The sequence below is a fragment of the Streptomyces sp. NA02950 genome (genome assembly GCF_013364155.1).
GTDB lineage: Bacteria > Actinomycetota > Actinomycetes > Streptomycetales > Streptomycetaceae > Streptomyces.
In genome coordinates this window covers 9,377,200-9,403,356 of the sequence record NZ_CP054916.1, presented here as the reverse complement: position 1 = coordinate 9,403,356, position 26,157 = coordinate 9,377,200, and the positions used below count along the sequence as shown (strand labels likewise).

Sequence of the window (26,157 nt, the reverse complement as noted above, 5' to 3'; positions counted from 1 at the left end):
ACGCGGATGTCAGCCCGGGGCGCTCACCACGATGCGATGCCCCTCCGGTAGCCGGAACGCGAACTCGCGATTCCCCCACGGTTTGTCGGCGGGCGGCTCGATGCCGGTGACGCCCGAGGCCGCTACCGCCTGGTAGAGGTCGGCGAAGCCGGCGCTGACGTCGAGGCCGAACTCCAGCGGAGCACACTCCTGGGCCGGACGCCGGACCAGGCGTACCCCGGGCCCGGTGCTCCACGGGCCGAAGACGAGCCCGGCCATGTCGGCGGGCTCGCCCACGGTGAAAGACACCCGGGCCGCCAAGGCGGTACGCAACAGCTCCACCGTGGCCGACACATCGGCGACCTGGAGCACCGGATCGAGGTGGAGCACCGAGATCGGGTCCGACTTCTTCGCACGACCGAACACGATCGTCTCGTGCGGCTGCTCCCGGTGCTCGTACCGCTGGGACAGCCGGCCGCGTTCGGTCAGGCCGGTCTTCCGACACACCGCCATCGAGCGGGTGTTGGTCGACTCGACCCAGGCTTCCACCCGGTCGTGCCCGACGTGCCGGAAGGCGTAGTCGATGACCGCGGTGGCCGCCTCGGTGGCGAACCCCTGTCCCCACGCCTGTTCGGCCAGGATCCAGGTCAGACCCGGGATGGCCACGCCACCAAGCAAACCGGCCATGCCGATCACCAGCTTGTCATCGGCTCGGCGCAACGCCCACAACGTCGCATCGGGTCTCGCCTGCTCCTCAGCGAGCAGCTGGCGTGTCTGCGCCACCGAGCCGGTCGGGATGGAGGTCCACCATCGCATCACCGCCGCGTTTCCGTACACCGTGTGCAGCGCTTCGGCATGCTGGCCCGGGTCGAGTGGCAGCAGTTCCAGCCGAGCGGTCTTGAGATTCATTGCTCCCCGTTCTTCGGCGCGATGGCGGCGACGCAGGCCCGGTGCCGCCGACGCCGACACGCGTCGGTGGTGCTCATCGAGCGACCGAGTCGTGGTGCGGGGTGCAGAGTTCTGCTACGGCGTGCAAGGGCCACGGTCCGAGGAGATCGTCCGGGGTGGGTCCCACGAATCCCAGCTGCGCCAAGTGCTTCACCACCGCAGGTGCCAGAGCGGCGCTACCGCCCTGCTGGCCGTACGAGGAGTCCAGATCGACCGGGGCGTCGCCCAGAACGACCGACAGAGCCGTCACCATTGCCCGGTGGCGCGCCTCGACGGCCTGACGGTTTGGGCCACTACGAGTTTCCGAGGTGGTGTCCGAGCTGAAGGTCGCCGTGCCAGACGCGGCGAACTCGGTGGATGTCGAAGCCTCGGGCTCCGGCAACTCGTCGCACCACACGAACTCGTGCGGGCACATGAGGTCCGCTTCTTCGCGCAGCACGGCCAGGATGTGTGCCCGGACCGTCGCCTGGCTGCTCGGCGCCCCGACGAGGCGAGCCATGAGGGCCTGCTCTTGCGCAGAGCGTTCCACGACGCTGACCAGAGCAGCCTCGACCCCCTCGACCGAACAGAGGATTCGTGCCAGCTTTGCCGTGTTCACCCAACTGTGATCGACGTAGGCCCAGCCCTCACCGTAATGTGCGGTCGGCAGTCCGAATCGTTCGACGACCTCCGAGACGGTGGCGTCGGCCAGGTCCGGCTCGTCCGCCCAGGCGATGAGGAACTGTTCCATGCCGATCAGCAGCCTGTCGATCTGGTCCGGCTCGATCACGGACTTGTGCGCGATGAGGTCCAAGACTACATCGCCATTCATCGGGTAACTTCTGAGAGCGAGGTCGGTGTACTCCTCGGGCATCACACAGTCGCCCCTTTTCATCGACCTGCTCGGTCGCGCTTCTGCGGGCCAGGCTGGGGTGTCCGGGTTCTGCAGCTTCTCCTCGAACCGGTCGCCGCAGTCGAAGACTGTGCCCAGCCGGATCGAGATGCCACGCTGTGACTCGACCCGCGCTTTCAGGTCACGAAATTGCAGGTAGGAGTACTGCGCGTGCCGAGCCCCCGCGAAGATCCGCAGTTTGGCGTCGGCCATCAGTTCCGCGACGGTGAGATGCGGAAGCGGGTGCACAGCTACCCACGCTTCCTGGAAGAAGCAACCGACGGATTCCCTGACCTCCCGAAATCGATTTGAGAAGGTCGTCCTGACAACGGCCCTGGGGTTTCCGGACAGGGCGGAGACAGCCATGATGAACGCCGTAGAAATCCGGGATGACGCGCTGAAATCCGGCCGTGCACATATCGTTTTCAGGGCTGAGAAAAGTTGGGGCGAATGGAGGCTTACTCGCCGATAAGGATCGCCGGCCGCCATGCGCGGATCGGTATTCCTCATGGAACGAAAGCGGGGGAACTGGGCGCCCGGCGCAGAGAAAAGGATCTCTTCGCAATGCCGCAAGGCCTTGGCGTGCACAGAATCGTGCATTCCCGATCGTTGTTGCCGTGCGAGCGCGAGCGGCTGGATGCTCGTCTGCCGTCCGTTCGCCGGAGTCGGGTACTCTGCATCCGGGGAACTCAGATATTTCTCCAGGTCCGCTCGAATGGGAGGAATGCTCGCCCCATCAGCAGAGATGTGGTTCAGGATCAGGACGAGCGTGGCGACACGTCGATCCTGCACCGTGAAACCTATTCGCAGTGGAAGGTCCACGGCCTGATCCATGGGTGGCGTGACAAGGGCATCGAAGACCGCTTCGATGTCTTCCGGCTCATTTCCTTCCCGTCGGAACGGAAGTGGAACCTCGAACCGATCAAGGACCAGCTGAAAGGGAACACCGGACCGATCTGTCGGATAGAGAGTGCGGAGCGCCTCGTGCCGGAGCATCAGCTTCCCAATGGCGGAAAGAACCACGCTCTCCGCGACCCCCGAACCCGGCATTCGGACGATCACTTCGACCTTCGCGCTGTGGGCGACGGGAAGCGGTACGTGGTACACGTACCAGTACAGCTCCTGAGACCACATCAGTGGCGCCCGCCGCACATCCGCCGGGAACGACATCCGTGGATCCGTGGGATCCGGCCGCTGGATCGTCATACTCCAGGTCCCGGCTGCGGGTCCTGCCGTTCCCACCGCACCTGCTCGTCGTCGAGCTCGGCCCCGGTGATGCCGGTGCCCGACAGGTAGGTCTCGACCAGCTGCCGCACCGTGTCGTCCGGGGTGAGGACGACCTCGCCGTTCTGGACGCGCACCTGCCGCAGACCGCGCTCGCGCATGAATGAGACGATCTGCTCCTCGAAGTTGTGCTGCCGCCGCAGCAGCCGCTCCTGATGGTCACCGCTCAGCTCTGGGTGCAACACGTCAAGGATCAGCACCACCCGGTCCTCGGTGCCTCGGTGCCACACCTCGTGCTCGAACGAGTCGTCGAAGACGAGGCACTTGCCCTCCTCCCACCGCATCTCCTGATCAGCGACCCGGATGCTCACCCCGGCCGGGATCTTGATCGGGAGGTGGATGCGGAGCAACCCGTTCGTCGGCCCGCAGTGCGGCATGATGTGCGTGTCCGGGGTGACCCGGGACACCGTGATCACTCCCGGGCTGAGCACCGTGACGTCCGGGATCCTTTCCAGGATGCCGGTGATGACCGGGAAGCGCGCGCATATCCGGCTCTGCCAACGGCCGTCACGGTACAGGTGCGCCTGCTTCCAGTCGCCCCTGCGGATGAGGCCCGCATCGTCGGTGGTGGACACCACCGGGTCGAGCGGGGTGTCGAGCACCTGCTCGATCTCCGCCCGGATCTGCGGGTAGCTCTCCTCCAGGTACGAGGTGAACCAGAACTCGGCGGGGTCGTGCAGCGGCTGCGCGCTCAGCCCGGGGATGTGCTCCCTCGCTCGTTGCATCGGCTGGTCCCAGACGCCCTGCCGCACCGCCGCGGCCGCGCATTCCCTCGCCTTCTCGGTCTCGCCCGCGTAGTGCCAGGCGTCGATCAAGCCCCCGTAGTACCGGCGCACCATCTGCTCCAGGTACGCACGCGCACCGACGGTGCTGGAGGTGCCCGCAGTCTGGTTCGCGGTCATCATGGCCTTCCCTTCTCCGGCGCGCCCGCCGACCAACCGGTTCCACCGAGCACGGCGCGGCTGCCGTCCGCATCGACCACCGTCACGTGGATCTCCTCTCCGACGGGCAGCGACCAGTCCCGGGGCAGGGCGATCTTCGATCGCCGCACCCACGACCCGCCGGTTCCCTGGAAGCTGAGGTAGAGGAAGCGGTCCCCGGCCGTGCCGAACACGAACGGGCCACCGAAGTCGACCTCGCCGGTGTCGGAACCACGACGTTCGCGCACCGCGAGGTCCACGGTGTAGCGGCGGGCACCGTCCGCGGAACCGACACCTTCGACGAGTTCCCCCGCCTTGTCCTGCAAGCCGACGCCCGCCGGGTGCTCGGTCGGGCGCGTCCAGGTCACCACAGCACGCACGGTCCGGTCAGCCATGGTTCACCCGCACGTCGGTCGGCTCGCTCGCTGACGGGATGAGGTCGAGGTCGTCGGGGACCGAGAACCCCAGTTCCTCGCAGCAGAAGCGCTCCCACTCCGGAGTGCGCTCGGCCAGGAGCACGTCCTCACCTGGCCAGATCGAGGAGGTGACGGTGAAATCGTCGTGCACGTAGACGAGTGCGCCTGGCTCCGGAGAACCGTCGTCGACGCTTCTCTCCGCCTCCCGGGGCCAGCCAGGGTAGGCGCGCACCGTGCCCACCGGGTAAGCCCGGCAGTAGGGCGTCCAGTTGCCTGACTCCTGCCCGGCGCTCTGGCGCAGCATCGCCGCAGCCGCCCGATGACCGGCAGCCACGGCGATCTCGTAGGGCGTCCGCTCGTCCCCGGTCGTGGCGGTCGGGTCGGCTCCGGCCGTGAGGAGAGCGGCCACCGTCGCCGGGTCACCGCTTCCTGCGGCCCGGTCGAGCGCGCTCCACCCGTGCTCGTCGCGCGCCGCGAGTTCCGCTGCTGTCGGCGCCAGTTCCTGGATCGCACGGCTGTCGCCGGTCCGGCACGCTTCGGCCAGTGCGTCCCGACGTCGTTGCTCAGCTGCCATGGAAACTCCTCGGATCGATGTGCTCGCTGTCATGCCCGCTCCTGCCCGCCGGTGGCCCCGGTCTCGGCGGCGCTGGGCCCGTGGTCGCCAACCGGTGATAGAGCGCGTCCGATCGCAGCAGCTCGGCGTGTTTCCCCACTGCTCGGACCGTGCCCTCGTCGAGCAGGATCACCAGATCGGCCTGGCTCGCCACCGACATGCGGTGGCTGACCACCAGCACGGCGCGGACCTTGGCCTGGTCGACGAGCGTGCGCAGCAGGGTCTTCTCGCTGTCCGCGTCGAGTTGCGAGGTCGCCTCGTCGAGGAGAATCACATCGGCGTGGCGCAGCAGTGCACGGGCCACCGCCAGCCGTTGCCGCTGGCCACCGGAGATCGCGACCGCACGCTCTCCGATGGCGGTCTCCAGACCGTGGGGCAAGGTCTCGACCCAGTCGGCGAGCCCGACGGCCCGCAGGGCGGCGAACAGTTCCTCGTCGTCCGAGCAGTCCGTGCCGTAACGCACGGCCTCCCGAATGCTCACACCGAGCAGGGGCGCGTCCTGCTCGACGTAGGCCAGACGGTTGCGGAGTTCGTCGCGCCGCAACGCCCTGACATCGACTCCGTCCATCAGCAGGTGCCCCTGGCGGACCTCCAGGAACCGCTCGATCAGGTTCAGGACGGTGGTCTTGCCGATTCCGGACGGACCGGTCAGCACGGTGAGACCATGCGGGACGTGCAGCGAGACACCCTTGAGCACCGGGTGGTCCTGGTACCCCGCCCAGACGTCGTCGAGCACGATCCCGGCCGCTGCCCGGACCTCAGCGGGACCGGGTGCCGACGCGGCGGTCGCCTCGTGGTCGTCCGGCTCGGCCGGGACGGTGCGGACCTGGTTCACCCTGGCCAGTGCGGCCAGGCCCGCCGTGATGGCGCTCGCGGCGTTCGTGAGTACCGCCACCGGTGTGCGCAGGACGGTGATGTACAGCATGAACGCGACGAGGTCGCTGACCGACATCTCACCCGAGGCGATCTTCGCGGCACCCATGCCGAGCGCGGTGATGAACATGACGTCCATGAGGAACCAGCCGGTGCCGTCGACGACCGCGTTCCAGCCCGCAGCTCGGGCTCCCTGCCGGTAGGCCGACTCGGCCTGCCCGATGATCTGGTCCACCTCGCGTGCCTCAGTGCCGGAGGCCTTGACCGTGCGGAAGGCGACGAGGACCCGCTGCAGCCCGCTGAGCATCTCGCCGACCTGAGCCTGGGCCACCTCGGTCGCCCTGGACAGCCGGCGCAGGACCAGTCGCTCCGCTCCGATACCCACGGCCACGATGGCCATCAGCACCAGCACCATCGTCAGGTCCGTGAGCGCCATCAGAACCACCGTCGCGACCAGGACCATCGGGGCGACCGCGCCACGGACCAACGCTTCGGACAACGCGTTCTGCAAGAGCGTGGTGTCGCTGCCGACCCGGGAGAGCACGTCGCCGATCGGCATGCGCTGGACGGTGGTGACCCGCGCCCGCAGAAGCGCGCCGACCATGCCGGATCGCGCACCGAGCACCATCCGCAGCCCGAGCTTGCCCAGCAGGTAGCTGCTCACCGTGACCAGGCTCGCGGAGCCCACGGCCACCGCGGCGAGCATCAGCAGGGCAGGCACGAAGCTCGCGCCGGTCGACACCGAGTCCAGCAACCACTTCACCGCCTGGGGCTGGATGAGCACGGTGGTGTAGGACAGCAGATCCAGCACCAGCAAACCGGCCAGCTCGAACCGCAGGCGGGGACCGAACCGCAGCAGGGCGAACAGCTGCGACCAACCGGGACCCGGCGGCTGGTCCGCCCCTGGGCCGGTGGGGGTGGGAGGATTCACTCGTACCTGACCTTCCCGTCCTCGAGCTCGACCGCCGACGCGTCGACCTCGCGCAGGTGCCGGGTGACCAAGCTTGCTGTCCCGCTGTCCGCGATGAGCCGCAGCACGCCGTCGACCATCTCGGCGCGTGCGATGCCGTGCTCGGACATGTACGCGCGGATGCGTTCGTCGAACGCGGTGCGGGCGGAGAGGATCCAGTCCCGGATGCTGTCGTCCAGGTCGGTGTGCGAGACGTCCAGCAGCAGCACGACCCGGGGTTCGATGCCCTCGTGCCACACCTCGTGCTCGAAGGAGTCGTCAAAGACCAGACACTCGCCTTCCCGCCACCGCAGGATCTGGTCCCCGACCCGCATCCGCGGTCCCTCCGGCACGACGAGTCCGAGGTGGACCCGTTGCCGGGCGTTGGACCCCCCGCAGTGCGGCTTGATGTGCGTTCCGGGATGGAGCCAGGACAGGGTGACCACTCCGGGGCCACCGTCGCTCGCCTCCGGGATGGCTTCGATGACGCCGGCGGTGACCGGGAACCGGTCGCAGGCGTCGGCGAACCGCTGCCCCGCTTCGTAGAAGGTCACCTGCTCCCACCGGCCCCTGTCGAGCAGCGGCTCCTCCACCGGCAGGAAGCCGCGCGCCGCCGGGTCGGTGACCGAGTCCAGCTCGGCGCGGATGCGCGGGTAGCTCTCACGCAGGTAGTCGGTGAACCAGAACCGCGCCGGGTCGTAGACCGGGATCGGCGGCAGGGAGGGCACGTAGTGCGTCGGGCGCTGGTCGGGGTGGCGCCAGACGCCTTGGGCGACGGCCAGCTCGGCGCACGCCCGCGCGGCGGCCTCGTCGCCCTCGGCGAGCAGGTCGGCGATGAGGTCGGAGTACCGCTGCCGCGTCCGGTCCGTCCGCCGGGCTCCGGTGGTTGGCTCCATCAGTTCATACGCCTTTCCGGTCCGGAACGGTGCGGCGGTCGGCGGACAGTGCGTGGATGTCTCGGATGATCGTGGTGGTGGAGCGGCCGTCGACAGTGCTCAGCAGCTCGACACGGCCGCCGAGCCGTTCGACCAGCGGCGCTTCTGGCAGGTCCGCGACGGTGTAGTCGTCACCCTTGACGTAGACATCCGGCCGCAGCCGCTCGATCAGCTCGGTTGGGCTGTCGGCGCCGAAAGGCACCACGACGTCGACGCAGCCCAGCGCGGCCAGCACCCGCATCCGCTCCGCCAGCGGGATCACCGGCCGGGACGGCCCCTTGAGCCTGCGCACGCTGCCGTCGGTGTTCACACCCACCACGAGCAGCTCGCCGAGCGCCTTCGCCCTGCTGAGCAGGGAGACGTGCCCGCCGTGCAGGATGTCGAAGCAACCGTTGGTGAACACCACCCGGCAGCCGCGGCCCGCCACATCGGTGAGCCAGGCGGGCAGCTCGCCGCTGGGCAGGATCGTGCCGGTGCCTGCCAGCCGTCGCCGCAGTTCCGCCGGATCGCAGTTCGCCGTGCCGGGCTTGTGCACCACGGTGCCCGCCGCCGCCGAGGCGAACTCCGCTGCGGATGCCGGGTCGGCGCCGGCGGCCAGCGCCAGCGCGATCGCCGCTGTGAAGGTGTCCCCCGCGCCGACCGTCGTCTCGGCTTCGCGGCCGGCCGCGTAGGTCCGCACGCTCGGACGCCCGGCCTGCAGCACCACCGCGCCGTCCCGATCCAGGGTGACCGCGACGAGCTCCGCACCGCTGCGCTCCAGCAGGAGGGCCTCGTGATCCAGGATCTGGCGCACTCGCTCGCCGGGCGAGGCGAGCTGGGGTTCGCCCAGGAGCGCGACGGCCTCGGCATAGTTCGGCTTGACGACGGCCGGGCGGAGCGGTCGGAAGGCGGTCGGCGTCCGCGAGTCCACGGCGAGCAGCGGGCGACGCGTGGAGCGGGCCAGCGGCGTGGTGACCGGCTCGATGAAGGTGCCGTAGCCGTAGTCGCAGGCGATCACCAGGTCGCACCGGAGAAGCTGGTCGGCTAGCCGGGCGGCCAGTTCGGCCGCGGCGGCCGTGCCGATCGGCTCCTTGCTGCCCTCGTCCAGCCGCAGCAGCATCTGCTGCTGGGTCAGCACCCGGCGCTTGACCACCGTCGCTCGGCTCTCGTCGGTCACCAGGTGTGCCGTGTCGACCCCGGCGGCGGCCATCGCCGCACACAGTTGATGGCCGGCAGCGTCCGAACCGACGACGGCGAGCAGCCGTGGTTCGGCGCCGAGCGAGCGGAGGTTCGCCGCCACGTTCGCCGCGCCGCCGCACTGATCGTGCTCGCCGATCAGATCGAGCACCGGCACCGGCGCCTCCCTGCACATCCCGACGGGCACGCCGGTGAGGTACCTGTCCACGATCGCGTCTCCGACGACCACCACCCGCAGCCCCCTGACCGCGGCCAGCAGACCGAGCAGATCGCCGCTCACGACGCAGTCCCCCGCTCGCGCCTGTGCACGACCATGTGTGGCAGCACCAGATGGTCGAGCCGCGCGTCCAGCAAGGTCCGCACGGCGTCCTGCGGGCTCTCGACGATCGGCTCGCCCTGGGTGTTCAGACTCGTGTTCAGCACCATGGGCACCCCGGTCCGGTCCTCGAACGCGCGGATCAGGTCGTAGTAGGCGGGATTGTCCTCGCGACGGACCGTCTGCAGGCGCGCGGTGCCGTCCACGTGCGTCACCGCGGGCACCCCCGGCTTGAGCACCGGCGCGGCGCGCAGCATGAAGGGGCTGTCGGCCACGCCGAACCACTCGGCCGCCCGCTCGCTGCGCACCGACGGGGCGAACGGCCGGAAGTGCTCCCGCAGCTTGATCTCCCCGTTCAGCCGGTCCCGCATCGTGGGGCTGCGTGGGTCGGCAAGGATGCTGCGGTGTCCGAGCGCGCGGGGTCCGATCTCCGCGGCCCCGTCGAACCAGCCGACGGCAGCGCCCTCGGCGATCAGATCCGCCGCGCGGCTGACGTAGTCGTCGACGGCCTCCACCGAGAGCTCGTCGCGGTGCTCGCTCAGGGCGCGCTGCACGGCCTGTTCCGGGTACTGCCGGACCGAGTACATCAGTTCGGTGTTCGCGTGCGGCTGCCGCGGGTGGCCCAGGACGTGGTGCCAGTACCACAGGGCGGCGCCGATCGCGGTCCCGTCGTCGCCGCAGGCGGGGTGGAAGTGGATCCGCTCGAACGCGGACGCGGCGAACGCCGGCTCCGTGCCGACCACGTTCAGCGCGGTGCCGCCGGACAGGCACAGGTTCGGTCCGATCCGGGCGCGCGCGGCGATCGGGCCGAGCTGGGTGAACAGCTCCATCAGCTGGATATCCAGGCCACGCTGGATGTAGTGCGCCAGGCGGGCGTTGAGCTCCCGGTCGCCGACCTTGATCGGCACGGGGTCCCGGTCGGCCAGGGCGATCAGCTCGTCGATCCGGGTGATGCCGGTGAGGTCGACCTCGGTCGGCTCGTCGGCCGCGCCGTACGGTGCCAGCCCCATGACCTTGCCCGCGCCGACGATGCTCGAACCGAACATCGCCTCGGCCACGTAGCAGTAGCCGACATTGGCGGTGAACCAGCTGTCGAAGTCACGCCGCATCGGCATCAGCTTGGAGCCCCGGCCCAGATAGGCGCGGCAGCCCAGGGGGTCGATGGCCACCGACACCGCGGTGTCGAACGGCGAGGTGTAGAAGCTCGCGGCGGCGTGCAGCAGGTGGTGCTCCGGGTTCACCGTGCACGGGATCTGCCGGCCGTGGATGCTGACCCGCGCGTTGCGTTGGTCCACCCAGAACTCCAGCCAGGTCTCCTTGAGGTCGGACCCGTGCAGCAGCGCGATGTCCGGCGAGTCCATGTTGTGCAGGTTGCACAGCAGCACGTGGTCCACATCGGACAGCGAGAGCCCCGCTTGGTCGAGCAGTTCGGCGAGGTCAGCTTCCCGTAGTCCCGGGTGTTTCTTGATCCGGGAGAACCGCTCGGTGGTGACGAAGCCCGCCACCCTGCCCTCGCAGAGCAGGACGGCCGCGCCGTCGTGGTTGAAGTTGACCGCCAGGATGGTGCGGACCGCGTCCGGTTGCCCGCTGCTCACGATACGACCTCGATTCTGCGTTCGCCGGTCTCACCGAGCCGCCGGGCCACGGCGGTCCACACCCGCTCGACGGCCAGGTCGGTCAGGCATCTCGGGTAGGGCCCGTCGGGCGACGTGTAGGACAGGGGGCAGCCATGTGCACAGACTCGGACGGAGACGTCCTCCGCCGGGTTGGTGACCGACTGGCAGGGGTAGCGCAGCGAGACACCCGTGTGGTGCGGGTACACCCGGGTCCAGAGGAACTCGGTCCCGGTCGGGCCGTAGACGACCACGGTCGGCGTGCGCACTGCCGCGGCCACGTGCGCCAACGATGAGTCGTTGCCGACCAGCAGGTCCATCGCGGCCAGCAGGTTCGCGGTCGCGTCGAGGGAGGTACCCGTGACCACCTCGACGCGCGCCCCCGGCTGCGCCCCGGTGACGGCCGCGGCCAGGCGGCGCAGGTCGTCGCGTTCGGCCTGGTCACCGAGCAGGTAGCAGGTGGCGCCGGTATGCCGGACCATCAGCCGGCAGAGCTCGGCGTAGCTGCCGAGCGGCCACCGCCGGTTCCAGTGCGGGGCACCACCAGGGTGCACGGCGATCCTGGGCGAGCCGGCGACCAGTTGCGGTGGGGGTGTGGCACTGCGCGGCAACGCCGGTACCACCGCGTGCGCGCGGAGTCTGCCGTGCAGGCCGAGTGCCTCGGCCAGCGCCGACGCGTGGTCGAAGAGGTCCGGTCGGCCGAACACCGGGCGAGGTAGCCGGAGCGGGTGCGTGAGGTCGCCCTCGCGCACCCCTGGCCCCGGCAGGCCCAGGCGGACCCCGATCCCGGCCTCCCTGGCCTTCCTCGCGCCCAGTCCCCTGCTGTCGGGGTCGATGAAGCACACCTGAGCCCCGCGCGCGGCGAGGCGCTCGGTGAACTGCGCCCAGCCGTCCGCGTCCTGCTCACCTGGATCCGGGCAGGGCAGCACGGCCGTGGCGTAGCTGTGCCGCGCGAAGAACTCGCCGAACCGGGCCGCCAGCGAGCTGCCGGTCACGACGGTGATCGTCGCCGCCGGGTAGGCCCGGCGCAACAAGGCGAACGCGATGTTGCGCTGCACGAGGTCGCCGAGACCCGGCGCGGCGAGCCGCGCGAACACGTACACCTCGGACTCCACCACTGCCATGCCTCCGTAGCTCCGGTCCACGTCCTCCGGTCACACCTCGCGAACGGCCAGGCTCCCCTGGCCCGTCAACGTGGCCAGATCGATTGACGCGGTGCAGGTGACCGGGACGAAGTCCAGCTCCAGAGCTCCGCTGAGGCGGATCTCCCCCGTTCCCGCGGTGAAGTCCGCGCCGGACAGCGCGCAATCCTCGGGCACCAGCTCCACCCCCAGTTCGGTACCGCCCTCGGTGTCGGTGAACCGGAGGAAGACGAACCCGCGCTCGACGGCCTCGCCGAGCGCGGCCGCCGTGCGGTCCGGGCGCAGCGACGCCTCGATCGGGTGCTGCCCGGTGGAGAGCCGGTCCACCAGGGTCGGAATGCCCGCGTACGGGTCGTCGGCGACCTCCTCGGCGAGCCCGTCCGGGTGCTCGGCCATGAACTGCCGCAGGCTCAGCGGTCGCATGTCGGTCCACACCTCGTCGATGTGGGCGAGACACTCGTCGCGGCTGCCGGTCCTGCCCGCCACAGTCCAGCCGTCGGGCAGGTCCTGGTCGGTGGGCCAGATCGAGTACTGCTCTTCTGCGTTGATGACGACGTGGTAGGTGCGGTCGTCGGTGACGTCGTCCACGGGTTGGGTCACGGAACAGCTCCTGCTCAGTTTGTGGGACGGGTGTTCGAGCTCGTCAGGGGCAAGGGGGTGGCCGGGGCAAGGGGGTGGAGGCGCGTGCTGGGTCACCGGTTCGCCCCGTCCCGCACCGCGTCCCAGGAGAGCGGGCCGCCCATGCCGACCGCCACCTGGCGCTCGCCCGTGTAGGGCTCCCGGCCGTGCGCGGCCAACAGGTTGTCCACCACCAGGACGTCGCCCCGCTCCCACGGCACCGCGACCCGCTCGGCGGCGTAGGCCGACCGCAGGTGGTCCAGTTCCTCGGCGGGGATCGGTGAGCCGTCCCCGTAGCAGGTCGTCGCGGGCAGGTCTGCCTCCGTCAGCTGACCACCGACCTGGGCGTTGACCTGCTCGGGCAGGCTGCTGGGGTGGAAGAAGACCGCGTGGTTGAACCACACCCTCTGACCGGTGCCCGGGTGCACGGCGAGCGCGGGCCGGACCTGCCTGGTGCGCAGCCGGTCGCGCCCGGTCCATTCGACGTCGACATCCTGCTCGCGGCAGTACGTCTCAACGTGGGCGCGCTGCTGGGTCTGGAATGCCTCCCGCCACGACATGCCCAGCCCGGTGCCGTAGTTGCGCACGTAGCGCACACCGTGTTCGGCGAACCCGGCCACCACCTCCGGCCTGATCCGGCTGAGCACCCGGCGGGTGTCCGCGAGGAACGTCGCACCACCCGCCCCCGGTGGCTGCAGGCAGCAGAACACCAGCCGCCGGGGGAACTCCCGCTGGTAGGAGTTCTCGCAGTGCAGCACGATGGTCTGGTCAGCAGGGTGGTCGGTGGCGGTGTAGATCCGGTTGCCCAGCTCGGTTCGCGGGGAGGACCGTTCGAGGTAGGGGCTCGGTGGCCCGACGAATGCCTGGAGCACCGCGGCGAAGCCGCGCAGGTCGACGCCGAAACCCCGGAACAGCACAGCGCCGTGCACGTCGAGCCAGGACCGCACGGTGTCGGCCGCCTCCGTTGCCCAACGGGCGAGGTCGAGCCCGGGCTCGGTGGCGACCGCGCGCAACGGGAGCGTGGCACCGTCCGGCGGCCCGATCGGTCGGACCCAGCTGCCGGTGTCCGCCGATACCCGCCGCCGCTGCCCGGGCTGGGGTCCGCTGCGCGCTGTCACTGTTGCGCCCCGGAGGCCGGGCCCAGCCGGTCACTGAGGTCAGGGATCCGCCGGGTTCCGTTCCGGTCCGTCTGCTGCTTCGGCATCCCACCGAGCAAGGCGTGCGCGAACCTGTCGTTGGGGTGCAGCCGCAGCGGTCCGGTCAGCTCGGCGGGGTCCAGCGTGCCCACCGGGCAGAGCCCGAGGCCGGCCTCCGCCGCGACGGACATCAGCAGCTGGGTCATCGCCCCGGCCTCGAACACCGAGAAGTCCCACGCCAGCTCGCCGTAGAGCGGGGTGATCGCGTCCATCCGGCTGATCAGGTAGATCGCGAACGCCGACTCCTCCAGCACGGCGCGGTTGATGTCGGCGTGGGCGCCGGCCGGGATTCCGCTGCCGGGAGTGACCGGCACCAGTTCCGCGCGGTCGGGATGCACGTAGTAGATGCCCGCGTCGAGGTCCCGCACCCGGCCCGGTGCTACGTCCAGATAGGCGCCCAGGGGGTAGGCCCCGCCCGCGGACGGGTACCAGTACTTGGTCTCGCCGCCCAGGTCGGTCGTCCGCAGTGCGCCGAGCAGCGCCGCGAGGTCGGCGAAAGCGACTGGCGCGGAAGAGAAGTGCCGTTCGCTGTGGCGCGTGCGCATCCTGGAGTCGGCATTCCCCCCGAGGCTGATGCCGGCCGCCCTGTACTCGTGCCGCACCCCTGTGTGCTTGTCCTTGAAGACCTGGCGTTCCACCAACCCGACCAGCAGATCCCCGGCTGCGGCCGAAGAACGCGTGGGCGCCTGCCCCGGCTGCCCGGGATCGGTGCTCCTGGCGAGGTGCGGGCCGATCAGCACCGCGATCGAGGGGAACCTCAGCAGGTCTTCCACCGCCACCTCGATGCCGAGCTCGTCCTCGGCCAGCGTGGCCAGCCGCACCAGCTCGACCGATGTGGCGCCGAGGTCGAGGAGGTTCATGTCCGGCTCGATGTCGCTGACCCCCAGCACGCGACAGGCGATCGCGGTGGCCGCGGCGAGCAGTTCCGCGTCAGTGCCCGTCGCGGGGGTGGTTTCCGCCGCCTCAGGCGCCGGCGCGGCCCGGCTGTGCACCGCGGCCAGTGCGCGTCGGTCCACGCATCCGTCGGGGGTGAGGGGGAAGCGGTCCATGACGTCGATCCGGCCGGGCAACAGGTACGGCGAGACCTTGCGGCGCAGCTGGCCGAGCAACTCGGCCTCGGTGGTGCTCGCTCCGGGTCGGAGTCGGACGAAGCCGAGCGACTCGGTGCCCTCGCCCACGGTGACCACCGCGGCCGAGAGAGCCTCCGGCAAGGCGGCCAGGGCCACCTCGGTGTCGTGCACGTGCAACCGCCGGCCGTGCACGAGCAGCTGCGCTGACGCGTCCCCGACGACCTCCACGACACCGTCCGGGAGCACCCGGCCGTACTGGGCGGTGCGGAGCAGCCGTTCGCCGGTCTCGGGATGGATCACCTCGGAGTCGTCCCGGCCGTCGAGGGGTTCGGCCACCAGCCCGCCGTAGTGGACTTGCCCGGTCACCCAGGCCGGGCAGACGCCCCCGTTCTCGGCCAGCACGTGGAGGCGCTGGTTGCGCATCGGCCGGCCGATCGGCACCGTCGGTGTCTCCGGCGGCTCACCGGTGAGTTCGTGGCAGGTGACCCATGGGCCGTGCGGTTCGGCGGCGGACAGGTTCACGACGGTGATCTCCGGGTCCGCCACGCCGCGCAGCCGCCGGACGAGGGCCGTCGGAAGCCGTTCGCCGCTGAGCAGAACGAGCCGCAGCTGTTCCGGCGCCCCCTCGCCCCGACGTTCGAGCTCGGTGACCAGCAGGTCCAGGACGGTCGGTGTGGAGTGCCACACGGTGACCCGCTGCCGCGTCACCAGGTTCGGCCAGGCAGTGGGATCCCGCAGGTCGATGTCCTCACCGAAGACCAGCGTGGCGCCGGTCAGCAGGCCGAGCGCGGTCTCCTGGACGCCCCGCCCGGTGGTGACCGGGGTCAGCGCGGTCATCCGGTCGGTCGGGCCGATGCCGAACCGATCTGCCAGGTCGGCCGCCAGGTTGAGCAGATCCCGATGCCGCAGGACGGTGCCCGCCTCACCGACCACGCACGCGTCATCGCGGCCGTCGGTCTGGTGCGGCGGAGCGAACGGCGTCCGCGTCTCCGGCACGTCGTCGACCGCGAGCGCACCGAGCCGTTCCGGCCAGCGCAGCCGGTCGAGCAGCCGGGTCTGGGTGACGAGGACGGACACGTCCGCCCGTTCGGTCATCCGCCACCGGACCGCATGGCCTGCGGCGGGGTCGATCGGCAGCGCGAGCGCGCCGGCCCGCAGGATGCCCAGCAGGCCGACAACCTGGTCGATGCCCGGTTCCACGCACAGCGCGACCCGCTCCCCCACGGCCACCTGCCGGTCCAGCAGGGCAGCGGACAGGCGGTCGGCCGCCGTGAGCAGTTCCGATCGCGTCAGCTCGCGGGCCGGGCCCAGTGCGGCGGCGCCTGTGCCCTGACCGACCGCCAGAGCGGCCACCGCGTCCGCCACGGTCCCCGGCGGGATGTCGCCGGTCAGCTCGTTCATGCCGCGCAGCACGTCCCGCTGCTCGGCGGGGAGCAGCGAGAAGCCTTGTTCGGCCATGCTCATTCCGGGTCACCTCCAGCTCGCACGGCCGACTCGGCGAGGTCGTCGAGCACCGTGTTGAACGCGTTGAACATGCTTTCCACCAGGCCGGGCGGGAACGCGTCAATGACGAAGTCCCAGGTGCAGACCAACTTCCCGGCCTGCTCACCGACCTGGTGGTCGAGCAGCACCTGCGGGGTCTGGCTGACCGCGTACACCGTCCTGGCCCGCCAAGCGGGGGGGCTCGCGGCCGGGAGTGCGCCGTCGGACAGCAGAGTGCTGGTGAACACCACCGGCATGATCGCCTCTTCCCGCCAGGCGGGGTGGCGGCGCAGCATGCGGAGCACTTCGACCCCGGTAACCAGGCGGTGTTCCAGGTCCTGCCAGAGCCGTTCCTGCAACCGCTTCGCCCGCGCCGCGAACGTGGAGCCGCTCGCGCCGTCGACGGCGAGCAGCGTGGTGGTGGTGAAATCTCCGACCAGCGCGTCGACGTCGGGGTGCAGGGGCAGCCGGTTGAACGTGGTGACGTTCAGCGTGAACCGCGCGCTGTCGCTCCAGAAGGCGAGTACTTCGCTGAACGCGGCACAGAGCACCGCGGAAGGCGTCAGCCCCGTCGATGCGGCCCAGCCCCGCACCGCCCGCCACCGGTCCGGGGCGAGCTCGGTGTGCAGTCGGTGGAAACGTGGGGTGCCGAGATCTTCCGGCCGGCGCAGCAGCGGCAGGCCGGGGGCCGCGGGCAGCTCGGCCAGCCTGTCCCCCCAGTAGTCCCGCGCCTGGCGGTACCCGGCGCTCTCCTTCAACTCCGCCACCGCCACGACGTAGTCGCGGAAGGTGCAGCCGGGCTCGGGCAGCGCGATGGCGGGATCGTGGTACAGCGCCATCAACTCCCCGGTGAGGATCCGGGTGCTGTGAGCGTCGGCGATGAGCAGGTCGATGCTCAGGTGCAGTCGGGTGACGAGGTCGTCCAGGCGGTGCGCGCGCAGGTCGAACAGTGGCCACCGGCTCGCGTCCCGGACCTGGTGCGACATCTCCGAGCGCATCTCGGCAAGCCATTCCGCCGCGCTCTCCGGCGGCTGGGAGCTCAGGTCGGCGGTCTCGATCCGGTAGCCAGGGACGACGGGCAGCACCTGCTGGCTGCCGTCCCGTCGCACGACGGTTCGGAGTGCGTCGTGCCGGTCGACGAGCAGCCGCAAGGCCTGCTCCAGACGGCCGAGGTCCAGGTCCTCGACGTCCAGCTCCAGATAGCCGTGCGTAGCCACGCCGCCGAGCCCGAGACCGGTTCGGCGGCCCAACCAGTAGGCGTGCTGGATGTCGGTCAGGGGGAAGGGCTCGTACCGGTCTCCTGGACGCGGCACCAGCGCGGCCGGGGGGTCGGATCCGGGGTCCGAGTCCGTCTGTGCTCGGGTCACCGCCTCGGTCAGCGCGGCGAGCGTGGGATTGTCGAACAGCTGGGTCAGCTGGATGCGCACACCCAGGAACTCCTGGAGCTTCGTGATCAGCCGGATCGCCTCCAGAGAGGTGCCGCCGAGGGCGAAGAAGTCGTCCTCCGGCCGCACCGCCGGCACGGACAACAGCTCTGCCCAGATCGCACCGAGGCCCTCGCGCAACCGGGCGACGCGCGCGGAGTCGGCAGGCACTGCTGTCCGGGCGGGCCGGTTCCGGCGCGACGCCTGCTCCTGCAGGGCGGATCGGTCGACCTTCCCGTTGGTGGTCAAGGGGATCCGATCCAGTTCGCGGAACAGGGCAGGCACCATGTACCCCGGCAGGAGGTCCCCGAGCTGGGACCGCAGGGTGGCGGGTTCGGGAACCGTTCCCGGCTCCGGCACGAAGAAGGCGACGAGCCGCCGTTCCGCGCCGGGTGCGCCCACCGCGACAACGGCGGCAGCCTGCACGCCGGGGAGCCGCTGCACCGCCGCCTCGACCTCGCCCAGTTCGATGCGGTAGCCGCTGACTTTCACCTGGCCGTCCTCGCGGCCGAGGAACTCCAGGTTGCCGTCCGGCAGATGCCGGGCCAGATCGCCGGTCCGGTAGAGCCGCCTGCCGGTCTCGGGGTCGAGCGGGAACCGGAACGCGGTCTGATCCTGGTCGCGCCAGTATCCCAGGGCCACGCCGTGGCCGCCGAGGTAAAGCTCGCCGGCCACCCAGTCCGGGCGCGGCTGCAGGTGCTCGTCGAGCACGCGCGCGGACTGGCCGGGCATGGCGACGCCGTAGGGGATGCTGGGCCAGTCCCGTTCCACCACGCCGACCGGGTACCAGACCGACCAGATGGATCCCTCCGTCGCGCCGCCGAGGCTCAGCACCGTCGCGCTCTCGGCGAGCGCGCGGATCCTGTCGGGCAGGGCTATGGGGATCCAGTCACCGCTGAGCATCACCAGCCGGAGCGAGGCGAGGGCGTCCGGTGCCAGCGGCTCGACGTAGTCGGCGAGCACGCCCGCGAGCGCGGGCACCGAGTTCCAGACGGTGATCCGCTCCTGCCGGACCAGGTCGGCCCAGTGCGCCGGGTCGCGCCGCTTCCCGTGTTCCGGCAGCACCACCGTGCCCCCGACCGCCAGCGGTCCGAACAGGTCGTAGACGGCGAGGTCGAAGCTGAGCGAGGACACGGCCAGCACCCGGTCGTGCGGACCGATCCCGAACCGCTGGTTGACCGCGTCGATGGTGTTGGCCGCGCTGCGATGGTCGATCATGACGCCCTTGGGCGTTCCGGTGGAGCCGGAGGTGAACACGACGTAGGCCAGGTCGGTGGGATCGACGGGCACCGCCGGCGGTGCAGTGCCCGGATCGAGGTCCGCCGGGCTGTCCAGGTCCACCACGCGCACCCCCGCCGGTCGCGGCAGCTGCTCCGCCGGTTCGCCCCCGGTGAGCACGGTCCGCAGCTCGCCGCGTTCCATCAGGTGCCGCAGTCGCGACTGCGGCAGGTCGACGTCCAGCGGCAGGAACGCCATCCCGGCATCCAGCACACCGAGCGCGGCGACCACTTGCTGCCAGCCCTTGCGGACAGCGATCCCGACCAGGGTGTCCCGCGGGCCGCCCCCGCCGAGCAGCGTGTGCGCGACCTGGTGCGACCGCAGGGCCAGTTCGCGGTAGGTCATCCGAGTCCGACCGTCGATCACCGCCACCTGGTCCGGCTTCCGCTCGGCCATCGCAAACACGGCGTCGTGCAGGCAGCGGGCCCGAGCGGCCTCGGACTCGACGGTGACGGCCGCCCGCACGGCCGCCTGCGGCTCCGGGAGCGTGGTTCCCAGGGGGTTCGTCCACCCGGACTCGTCCACGACCAGCTCGCCGAGCAGCCGCTGATACGCCTCGAACATGCCGTCGACCACGCCGGGGCTGAACAGCTCGTCCACTGCGTCCCAGTTGAAGACCAGCGCCCCGTCCTGCTCGCTGACCTGGTGGTCCAGGTGCACCTGAGGTGTCTGGGTGACCCCGAAGCCGACCCGGCCGAAGGGGGAACTCGCGGCTTCGCCGCCGACCGCGTCGGCCACCGGCAGGTTCGAGGTGAACACCACCGGCGTCAGCAGGCGCGGGGGTAAGCCACGCAACCGGGTCCACTGCCGCATCACCTCGACCCCACTGGCCTGGGCGTGGTCCAAGTCCTCCCACAGCCGCTGCTGCAGCGCGCGGGCGTGGTCGGCGAAGGTCGTCCCGGTGGTCGTCCCGGCGCGGCGGTCGACCTCGAGCACGGACAGCGAGGTGAAGTCACCGACCAGGCTGCCGACGTCGGGGTGCAGCGGTTCGCGCTGGAACACCGTGAGCATCAGGCTGTAGTGCGCTTGCCTGCTCCACCGGGTCACGATCTCGACGAAGGCGTTCAGCAGGAGGGCGGACGCGGTCAGACCGTGTTCGGCGGCCATAGCTTTCAGCATCGACCAGTCGTCCGGTTCCAGCCGCCCGGAACGACGCACGAACCGAGGCCGGTCGATGTCCTCCGGCGTGGTTTCCATCGGCAGCTCCGGGCCGGCCGGCAGGTCCGCGAGCCGGTTCTGCCAGTACGCCTGGGCCTGCTCGTAGGACGGCTCCAGGCGGCGACGCTGTTCGGCCAGTACGTAGTCCCGGAAGGTGAGGTTCAGCGGCGGATACCCGTCGCCACGTCCCGTGTAGCGATCCGCGAGTTCGGTCATCACCAGGCCGAAGCTGTAGGCGTCGCAGATCAGGGCGTCGATGCTGACGTGCACCACCGCGTCCCGGTCGGACAGCTGGGAGACCCGAATGTCGAACAACGGCCACCGGTCCGCGGGCAGCACCTGGTGGGACAGCTCCTCGCGCCAGCGAAGCAGTCGCTCGTGCCGCTTGGAGCTGCTGTCCTGCCGCAGGTCCTGGTAGGCGACCCGGTATCGCGGCACCGACCCCAGCACTCGCTGCGTGCCGTCGTCGGACATCACGGCCCGCAGCATCGGGTGCCGTCCGACCACCTCGTTCAGCGCGTTCTCGAACCGCTCGACGTCGAGACCGGCCGCGCTCAGCTCCAGGTAGGCGTGGGTGGCGACCTTGCCGAGATCGAACTCGGCGTCGCGGCCGACCAGGTAGGCCCGCTGGATCTCGGTGAGTGGGAAGGGCGCGTGCAACGCCGCCGGATCGGGCACCACCTGCGCCGCCGAACCGGGCGCGGTGCGCGCCGCAGTCAAAGGCGCCGCGCCGCGCTCCAGACGTGCGGCCAGGGCGGCGGCCGTGGGAGCCGCGAGGAGGTCGCCCAGCCCGACCTCGACGCCCAGTCGCGCACGTAACACGGCAGCCACGTGGGCGGCGAGCAGCGAATGCCCGCCCAGCAGGAAGAAGTCGTCGGCGACGTCCGGTCGGGTGGCGACGGGTAGGACCTCCTCGAAGACGTCGAGCACGACGGCCTGCGTCGGTGTACCCACGCTTGCCGGGGCCGGCCTTCCCGGCACCCGGCCGGGACGGGGCAGGTGCAGGCGGTCAACTTTGCCGCTCGCGTTCAACGGCAGCTCGGGCAGCGGGACCGTCGCGGCCGGCACGGCGTACGCCGGAAGCCGCTGTCGCAGAAAGACGGTCAGGTCACCAGGCAGCTCGGTGCCGGTGCCGTCCGCCGGCACCACGTACGCGACGAGTGACCGGTCGCCGACCGCGTCCATCTGGGCGGTGACGGCGGCCTCCCGGACCCTGGGGTGCTGTCGCAGGGCACGCTCCACCTCACCGGGCTCGACCCGGTGCCCCCGGATCTGCACCTGGGCATCCAGCCGGCCGAGATGGTCCAGGGTGCCGTCCGCCCGGCGGCGGACCTCGTCGCCGGTGCGGAACCGGCGCCGGCCGCGCTCCCCGGGCGCCGGCAGGAAGCGGGCGGCGGTCTCCGCCGGGCGATGATGGTAGCCGAGGGCGAGACCGGCGCCCCCGATGTGCAGCTCGCCGACGCCCAGCACGGGAGCCGGCACACCCGACGGGGTCAGCACCTCGGTGCGCACCCCGTCGAGGGCGGTGCCGATCGGGACCGTGGTCCGGTTCGCACCGGCTACCACCTCGAACGCGGTCGCGTCGGCGGCCACCTCGGCGCTGCCGTAGAGATTGAGCAGCCGCCGCCCCGGCAGCCGCCGGTGGAACCGCTCGGCCAGTCCGGCACTGAGGGCTTCTCCGCTGCTGACCCAGGTGTGCAGGTGCGGTAGGTCATACTCCAGGTTCGGGCGGTCGTCGAGCAGGATGCGCAGCAACGACGGGACGGCCACCAGCCGGGTCACCCGCCCTGACGCGAGCACCTCGACCAGTCGGGCCGGGTCCGCGGTGTCCTGGGGGCCGACCACCACCAGAGGCACGCCGGACAACAGGGGGCCGAAGGTCTCCCACACCGCGTCGACGAAGCCGGGCGACGCCCGGGCCGCCCAGACCTCGGCGTCGCCGGCCGGGTAAGCGCGCTGCATCCACCGAACCCGGTTGATCACGCCGCGGTGCGTGCCGAGCACGCCTTTCGGCACGCCGGTCGACCCGGAGGTGTAGACCAGGTAGGCAACCGCGTCACGATGCACGGGCCGCCAGCGCCTGTGGGCGGGCCGTCCCGTGAGTTCCGCACCCAGCGCGTCCACCAGGATCTGTGGACCGTCCACGGCGGCACAGCGGTGTTCGAACTCGGTACTGGTGAGCACGCACATCGGTCGGGCGTCGCCGAGGATGCTGCTGATCCGCTCCGCGGGCTGGTCCGGGGCGACCGCCACGTAGGCGGCCCCGATCTTGAGCACCGCGAGCAGTGCGAGCACCGCGTGCGCCGAACGAGGCAGGCAGCAGGCCACGCGGTCACCCGGCACCACCCCGTGCGCGGCGAGCATATCCGCGAGCTGGTTCGCGCGCCGGTCCAGTGCGCGGTAGGTGACCGTGTGCAGGCCGTCGTACAACGCGATCGCATCCGGGGCCTGGTCCACCTGCTGTTCGAACAGGGTGGCAACACTCTCCGCCCCCAGGGACGCCGGCGCATGCCCGGTGCGCCCCTGCGGTTCGGCCAGCAGTTCGGCACCTGTCCGGCCCGCGTCCCGCACAGCGCCCGCGAGCACGGTACGCAGGTGTTCGGCGAGCTGCCCGATCGTAGGCTCGGCGAACAGGTCGACGTCGTACTGGCAGGAGATCCTGATCCCGGATGCCCCCTTGCTGACCTCCACCAACAGGTCGAACTGCGCGGCACCCAGCTCGATGTCGAGCTGCTCGGAGTCCAGCTCCGGCAGGTCGAGCGACGGCTGCGCCTGTTGGGCCACGCAGAGCACGCGGACCGGGCTCCCGCCCGCGCCGGTCTCGCGGTGCAGCTCCAGGAGCCGTTCGTAGGGCAGTTCCTGATGGGCCAGGCTGTTCCGCACGGCCTCGCGTACGCCCGCCCAGGTCTCCCGGAAGCTCTGGTCGTCCACGACCGTCAGACGCAGCAGCACGACATTGACGAAGTAGCCGATCAGGCGTTCGAACTCCGGCCGGGTGCGCCCCGACACCAGCGTCCCGACCGTGAGGTCGGTCTGCCCGGTCGTCGCGCGCAGCACCACCGCCAGCGCGGCGAGGACGAGCATGAACAGCGATCCGCCGCTCTCCCGGCACAGCTGCTCGAGGCCAGCGGCGAGGTCGGGTCCGAGCATCAGGCTGTGGTTGGCTCCTGCACCCCGCTCGGTGGCCGGCCGTGGGTAATCCAGCGGCAGCTCGGTGCGCGGCAGGTCGGCGAGCCGGTGCCGCCAGAAGGCGGTCAGCTCCAGCGACTCCGGGCCGTCGGTCCGACCCCGCTGCCAGGCGGCGAAGTCGCGGTAGCCGAAGTCGGGGGCGGGCAGTCGCACCGGCCGCCCGGCGACCAGGTCCCGATAGCTCTCCGACAGGTCCTGCGCCAGCACGCCGTTGGACCAGCCGTCGGTGATCACGTGGTGCATGACCAGGAGCACCACGTGGTCGGCGGGACCGAGCTGGAACACCACGGGCCGCAGCAGCGGGCCGTGCCGGAGGTCGAAAGGACGTCTCGTCTCGGCCGCCACGAGCCGTTCGAGGAGCTCGGGCTCCCCGGCCCGACCGAGGTCCACGATCCGGAAGGGCACCGCCACCCGCGCGGCGACCGAGCACGCCAGCGTGCCGTCGTCGGTGTGGATCAGGCTGGTGCGCAACGACTCCTGGCGGCATGCCACGGCATCGACCGCGGCGCGCAGCGCGACCAGGTTGAGCGGACCACGCAGCCGCACCGCGGTGGCGTAGTTGTACGCGGTCGGTGTCAGCTGGCTGAGCACCCACATCCGCTCCTGGCCGAATGACGGCCGCGCCGGGCTCACACCTGCGGCCGCGGGACCGGGCGAGCCGTTCGCGGCCAGTCCCGCGCGGAACGCCTCGTCGAACAGCGCTCGGCGATCTGGCGGCAGCGCGGCGATCCGCCGCTGCAACTCGGCTGCCTCGGCGTCCGAGTCGCCGGCAAGCACCTCTGCCCGGCCCGGCTCAGTCACGGCTGCCTCCCACGGTCTGTCCAGCGCCGGCGGTCATGCCGAACTCGGTGGTCAGCAGGCTGGTCCCCGCCACCAGATGCAGCAGGCGGTCGTTGCCCGCCTGTCGGTCGGCGGGCCGGTCGCGCATCTCTTCGAGCAACCTCCGCACCGCAATCGGGTCGTAGCAGGGGTTGTCGCGCATCGCCGAGTCGGAGGTGAGGTCGCGCAGGAGTTCGAGCAGTCCGCTGTCGGCGACCGCGGGCGGGGCGAAGAAGCCGCGTTTTCCACCTGAGTAGACCTCGTCGGACAGCTCTCCGCGTACGGCCTCGCGGAGCACGTGCTTGGCGCGGCCCCCAGGTGCGTACCAGGACAGGGCGGCGGTCCGGGCGGCGGCGAACAGGTGATGGTCGAGGAACGGCAGTCGCACCTCGACCGCGTGTGTGGCGTCGAGCCGCTCGGCCGCCAGGATGTAGTTGGCCAGCCAGCCCTTCGCGAACAGGTACGAGGACTGGTGCAGCGGCGACCGGCCGTCGAGCTGGGAGCGGGACTGGTCCAGGAGCGGAGCGCAGGCGTCCGTCTCGGCCAGCAGGTCGGCGAACTCGCGGCGGAGCAGGGCCCGGGACGGACCCACGACCGTCAGGTGCCGCTCGGTGAGCCAGTTCGGGAGGAATCCGAGACGGTCCAGGGTACTGCGCAGGTGCCGCGGTGCACCGAATTCGGACAGCTTGCGATAGCCCGCTCTGGCCCGGTTCAGGGCGGCCGGGTCCCGGCTGAGCGCGAGGTCCCGCTGGGACTGTGGGTATCCCGCGAACAGCTCGTCGCCCCCTTCGCCCGCCAAGGCGACCTTGAACCCGCCGGCGCGAATGGCGGCGCTGTGCAGGAACCTCGCCACCCCGTGCGAGTTCTCCTGCACCATCTCCCCCGCCCGCAGCGTGGCCGCCAGGTGCTCGGCGACATCCGCGGGCGCGACACCGACCCGGTGGTGGGGCAGACCGAGCCGGGCGGCGGTGCGCACCGCGACCGGGCTCTCGTCCAGGGCGACGTCCGGGAACTGGACGGTGAAACTGCTGACCGGGGCGTGCCGCGCAGCGAGCGCGGTCACCGCCGACGAGTCGACGCCCCCGCTGAGATGGCAGGCCAGGGGCACGTCGGCGACCGTGCGCAGCCGCACTGCTTCGTCCAGGGCCGAGCGCACGTCCGCCAGGTGCTCGTCGAGCGCGTCCGGCGCCCGATGCTCGGCCTCGGCCAGTTCCTCCGCGGTCGGGTAGTCCAGGTCCCAGTACCGGCGAACCGTGACGCCGCGCTCGCCTGCCACGAGGTAGCACCCTGGCGGCAGCTGGCGCACCCCGGCGAACAGCGTCCGGTCCGGTGGCAGCGCCAGCTGCAGGTGTGCGGCGTAGGCAGCCAGGTCCCACCTCGCCGGCACGCCGCAGGCCAGCAGCGCCTTGATCTCCGACGACAGGTACAGCCGGCCATCCCGTTCGGCGTAGTAGAGCGGCTTGATGCCGAACCGGTCCCGCGCGGCGAACACCTCGCCCCGGCGCTCGTCCCACAACGCGAAGGCGAATTCGCCGCGCAGCTCGCTCAACGCCTGGTGCCCGTCCCTGCGGTAGAGCCGCAGAGCGAGTTCACTGTCCCCGCCGGTGCGGCAGGCGTGCCCGGTGCGCGCCAGATCGTGGCGGATCCGCTGGTAGTCGTAGAACTCCCCGTTGACGACAACCGCGGTCTCGCCGAGTTCATCCCGGAGCGGTTGAGCGCTGCCGGCAGGGTCGACCACGGCGAGCCGGGTGTGCCCGAGTACTGCCCGGCCGGACGCAGCGGTCCAGATCCCGGTCCCGTCCGGACCCCTGGGCCGCAGGATCTCCACGGCCGCGGCCACGTCCGACGACGAGAACCCGCCGCCGAAGACAGCGATGATTCCGCACAT

The 26,157-nt window shown here is 71.0% G+C and carries 14 protein-coding genes and 1 pseudogene; all 15 read right to left on the bottom strand.

Translation table 11 applies throughout. From position 1 onward, the window contains the following. Positions 1–9: 9 nt before the first annotated feature. The gene (locus tag HUT19_RS40270; protein WP_176186167.1) at positions 10–888 is read right to left on the bottom strand and encodes a GNAT family N-acetyltransferase; all 879 of its coding nucleotides are present in this window, start codon (positions 886–888) and stop codon (positions 10–12) included. A 73-nt stretch (positions 889–961) separates the two neighbouring features. After that, a complete protein-coding gene (locus HUT19_RS40265) occupies positions 962–3,004 on the bottom strand; it encodes a condensation domain-containing protein (RefSeq protein WP_176186165.1) in 2,043 nt (680 codons plus the stop codon). Next, positions 3,001–3,987, bottom strand: a complete 987-nt coding sequence (locus HUT19_RS40260) for an aspartyl/asparaginyl beta-hydroxylase domain-containing protein (protein WP_176186163.1) — start codon at positions 3,985–3,987, stop codon at positions 3,001–3,003. The genes HUT19_RS40265 and HUT19_RS40260 overlap by 4 nt, the downstream gene beginning before the upstream one ends. Then, on the bottom strand, positions 3,984–4,397 hold the full coding sequence (locus tag HUT19_RS40255) for a DUF5990 family protein (protein WP_176186161.1): 414 nt from the start codon (positions 4,395–4,397) through the stop codon (positions 3,984–3,986). The genes HUT19_RS40260 and HUT19_RS40255 overlap by 4 nt, the downstream gene beginning before the upstream one ends. Further along, entirely contained in the window at positions 4,390–4,992 is a 603-nt protein-coding gene (locus HUT19_RS40250) for an ankyrin repeat domain-containing protein (RefSeq protein WP_176186159.1), read from the bottom strand. The genes HUT19_RS40255 and HUT19_RS40250 overlap by 8 nt, the downstream gene beginning before the upstream one ends. Continuing rightward, on the bottom strand, positions 4,982–6,835 hold the full coding sequence (locus HUT19_RS40245) for an ABC transporter ATP-binding protein (RefSeq protein WP_176186157.1): 1,854 nt from the start codon (positions 6,833–6,835) through the stop codon (positions 4,982–4,984). The genes HUT19_RS40250 and HUT19_RS40245 overlap by 11 nt, the downstream gene beginning before the upstream one ends. Beyond that, on the bottom strand, positions 6,832–7,749 hold the full coding sequence (locus HUT19_RS40240) for an aspartyl/asparaginyl beta-hydroxylase domain-containing protein (protein WP_176186155.1): 918 nt from the start codon (positions 7,747–7,749) through the stop codon (positions 6,832–6,834). Before HUT19_RS40240 ends, HUT19_RS40245 begins: the two co-directional genes overlap by 4 nt. A 4-nt stretch (positions 7,750–7,753) precedes the next feature. Further along, the gene (gene rfaE2 / locus HUT19_RS40235) at positions 7,754–9,244 is read right to left on the bottom strand and encodes a D-glycero-beta-D-manno-heptose 1-phosphate adenylyltransferase (RefSeq protein ID WP_176186153.1); all 1,491 of its coding nucleotides are present in this window, start codon (positions 9,242–9,244) and stop codon (positions 7,754–7,756) included. Continuing rightward, positions 9,241–10,875 carry a carbamoyltransferase C-terminal domain-containing protein gene (locus HUT19_RS40230; protein WP_176186151.1) on the bottom strand — a complete coding sequence of 545 codons (1,635 nt, stop codon included), beginning with the start codon at positions 10,873–10,875 and terminating at the stop codon, positions 9,241–9,243. Before HUT19_RS40230 ends, rfaE2 begins: the two co-directional genes overlap by 4 nt. After that, positions 10,872–12,017: a glycosyltransferase family 9 protein gene (locus tag HUT19_RS40225; RefSeq protein ID WP_176186149.1), complete on the bottom strand. Its 1,146-nt coding sequence runs from the start codon at positions 12,015–12,017 to the stop codon at positions 10,872–10,874. Before HUT19_RS40225 ends, HUT19_RS40230 begins: the two co-directional genes overlap by 4 nt. 405 nt (positions 12,018–12,422) lie before the next feature. Further along, positions 12,423–12,623: pseudogene (locus HUT19_RS43785) on the bottom strand (MbtH family protein); the annotation flags it as partial. 104 nt (positions 12,624–12,727) lie between these two features. Beyond that, positions 12,728–13,771: a TauD/TfdA family dioxygenase gene (locus HUT19_RS40215; protein WP_176186145.1), complete on the bottom strand. Its 1,044-nt coding sequence runs from the start codon at positions 13,769–13,771 to the stop codon at positions 12,728–12,730. Next, positions 13,768–16,383, bottom strand: coding sequence for an AMP-binding protein (locus HUT19_RS40210; protein WP_176186143.1), 2,616 nt, complete (start codon positions 16,381–16,383; stop codon positions 13,768–13,770). The genes HUT19_RS40215 and HUT19_RS40210 overlap by 4 nt, the downstream gene beginning before the upstream one ends. After that, a complete protein-coding gene (locus HUT19_RS40205; RefSeq protein WP_176186141.1) occupies positions 16,380–24,251 on the bottom strand; it encodes an amino acid adenylation domain-containing protein in 7,872 nt (2,623 codons plus the stop codon). The genes HUT19_RS40210 and HUT19_RS40205 overlap by 4 nt, the downstream gene beginning before the upstream one ends. Next, positions 24,244–26,157 carry an asparagine synthase (glutamine-hydrolyzing) gene (gene asnB / locus HUT19_RS40200; protein WP_176186139.1) on the bottom strand — a complete coding sequence of 638 codons (1,914 nt, stop codon included), beginning with the start codon at positions 26,155–26,157 and terminating at the stop codon, positions 24,244–24,246. The genes HUT19_RS40205 and asnB overlap by 8 nt, the downstream gene beginning before the upstream one ends.

Excerpts from the sequence above, each read along its gene's own strand:
- HUT19_RS40270 (WP_176186167.1), bottom strand. The coding sequence starts at position 888 with ATGAATCTCAAGACCGCTCGGCTGGAACTGCTGCCACTCGACCCGGGC.
- HUT19_RS40265 (WP_176186165.1), bottom strand. The coding sequence starts at position 3,004 with ATGACGATCCAGCGGCCGGATCCCACGGATCCACGGATGTCGTTCCCG.
- HUT19_RS40260 (WP_176186163.1), bottom strand. The coding sequence starts at position 3,987 with ATGATGACCGCGAACCAGACTGCGGGCACCTCCAGCACCGTCGGTGCG.
- HUT19_RS40255 (WP_176186161.1), bottom strand. The coding sequence starts at position 4,397 with ATGGCTGACCGGACCGTGCGTGCTGTGGTGACCTGGACGCGCCCGACC.
- HUT19_RS40250 (WP_176186159.1), bottom strand. The coding sequence starts at position 4,992 with ATGGCAGCTGAGCAACGACGTCGGGACGCACTGGCCGAAGCGTGCCGG.
- HUT19_RS40240 (WP_176186155.1), bottom strand. The coding sequence starts at position 7,749 with ATGGAGCCAACCACCGGAGCCCGGCGGACGGACCGGACGCGGCAGCGG.
- HUT19_RS40225 (WP_176186149.1), bottom strand. The coding sequence starts at position 12,017 with ATGGCAGTGGTGGAGTCCGAGGTGTACGTGTTCGCGCGGCTCGCCGCG.
- HUT19_RS40210 (WP_176186143.1), bottom strand. The coding sequence starts at position 16,383 with ATGAGCATGGCCGAACAAGGCTTCTCGCTGCTCCCCGCCGAGCAGCGG.
- asnB (WP_176186139.1), bottom strand. The coding sequence starts at position 26,157 with ATGTGCGGAATCATCGCTGTCTTCGGCGGCGGGTTCTCGTCGTCGGAC.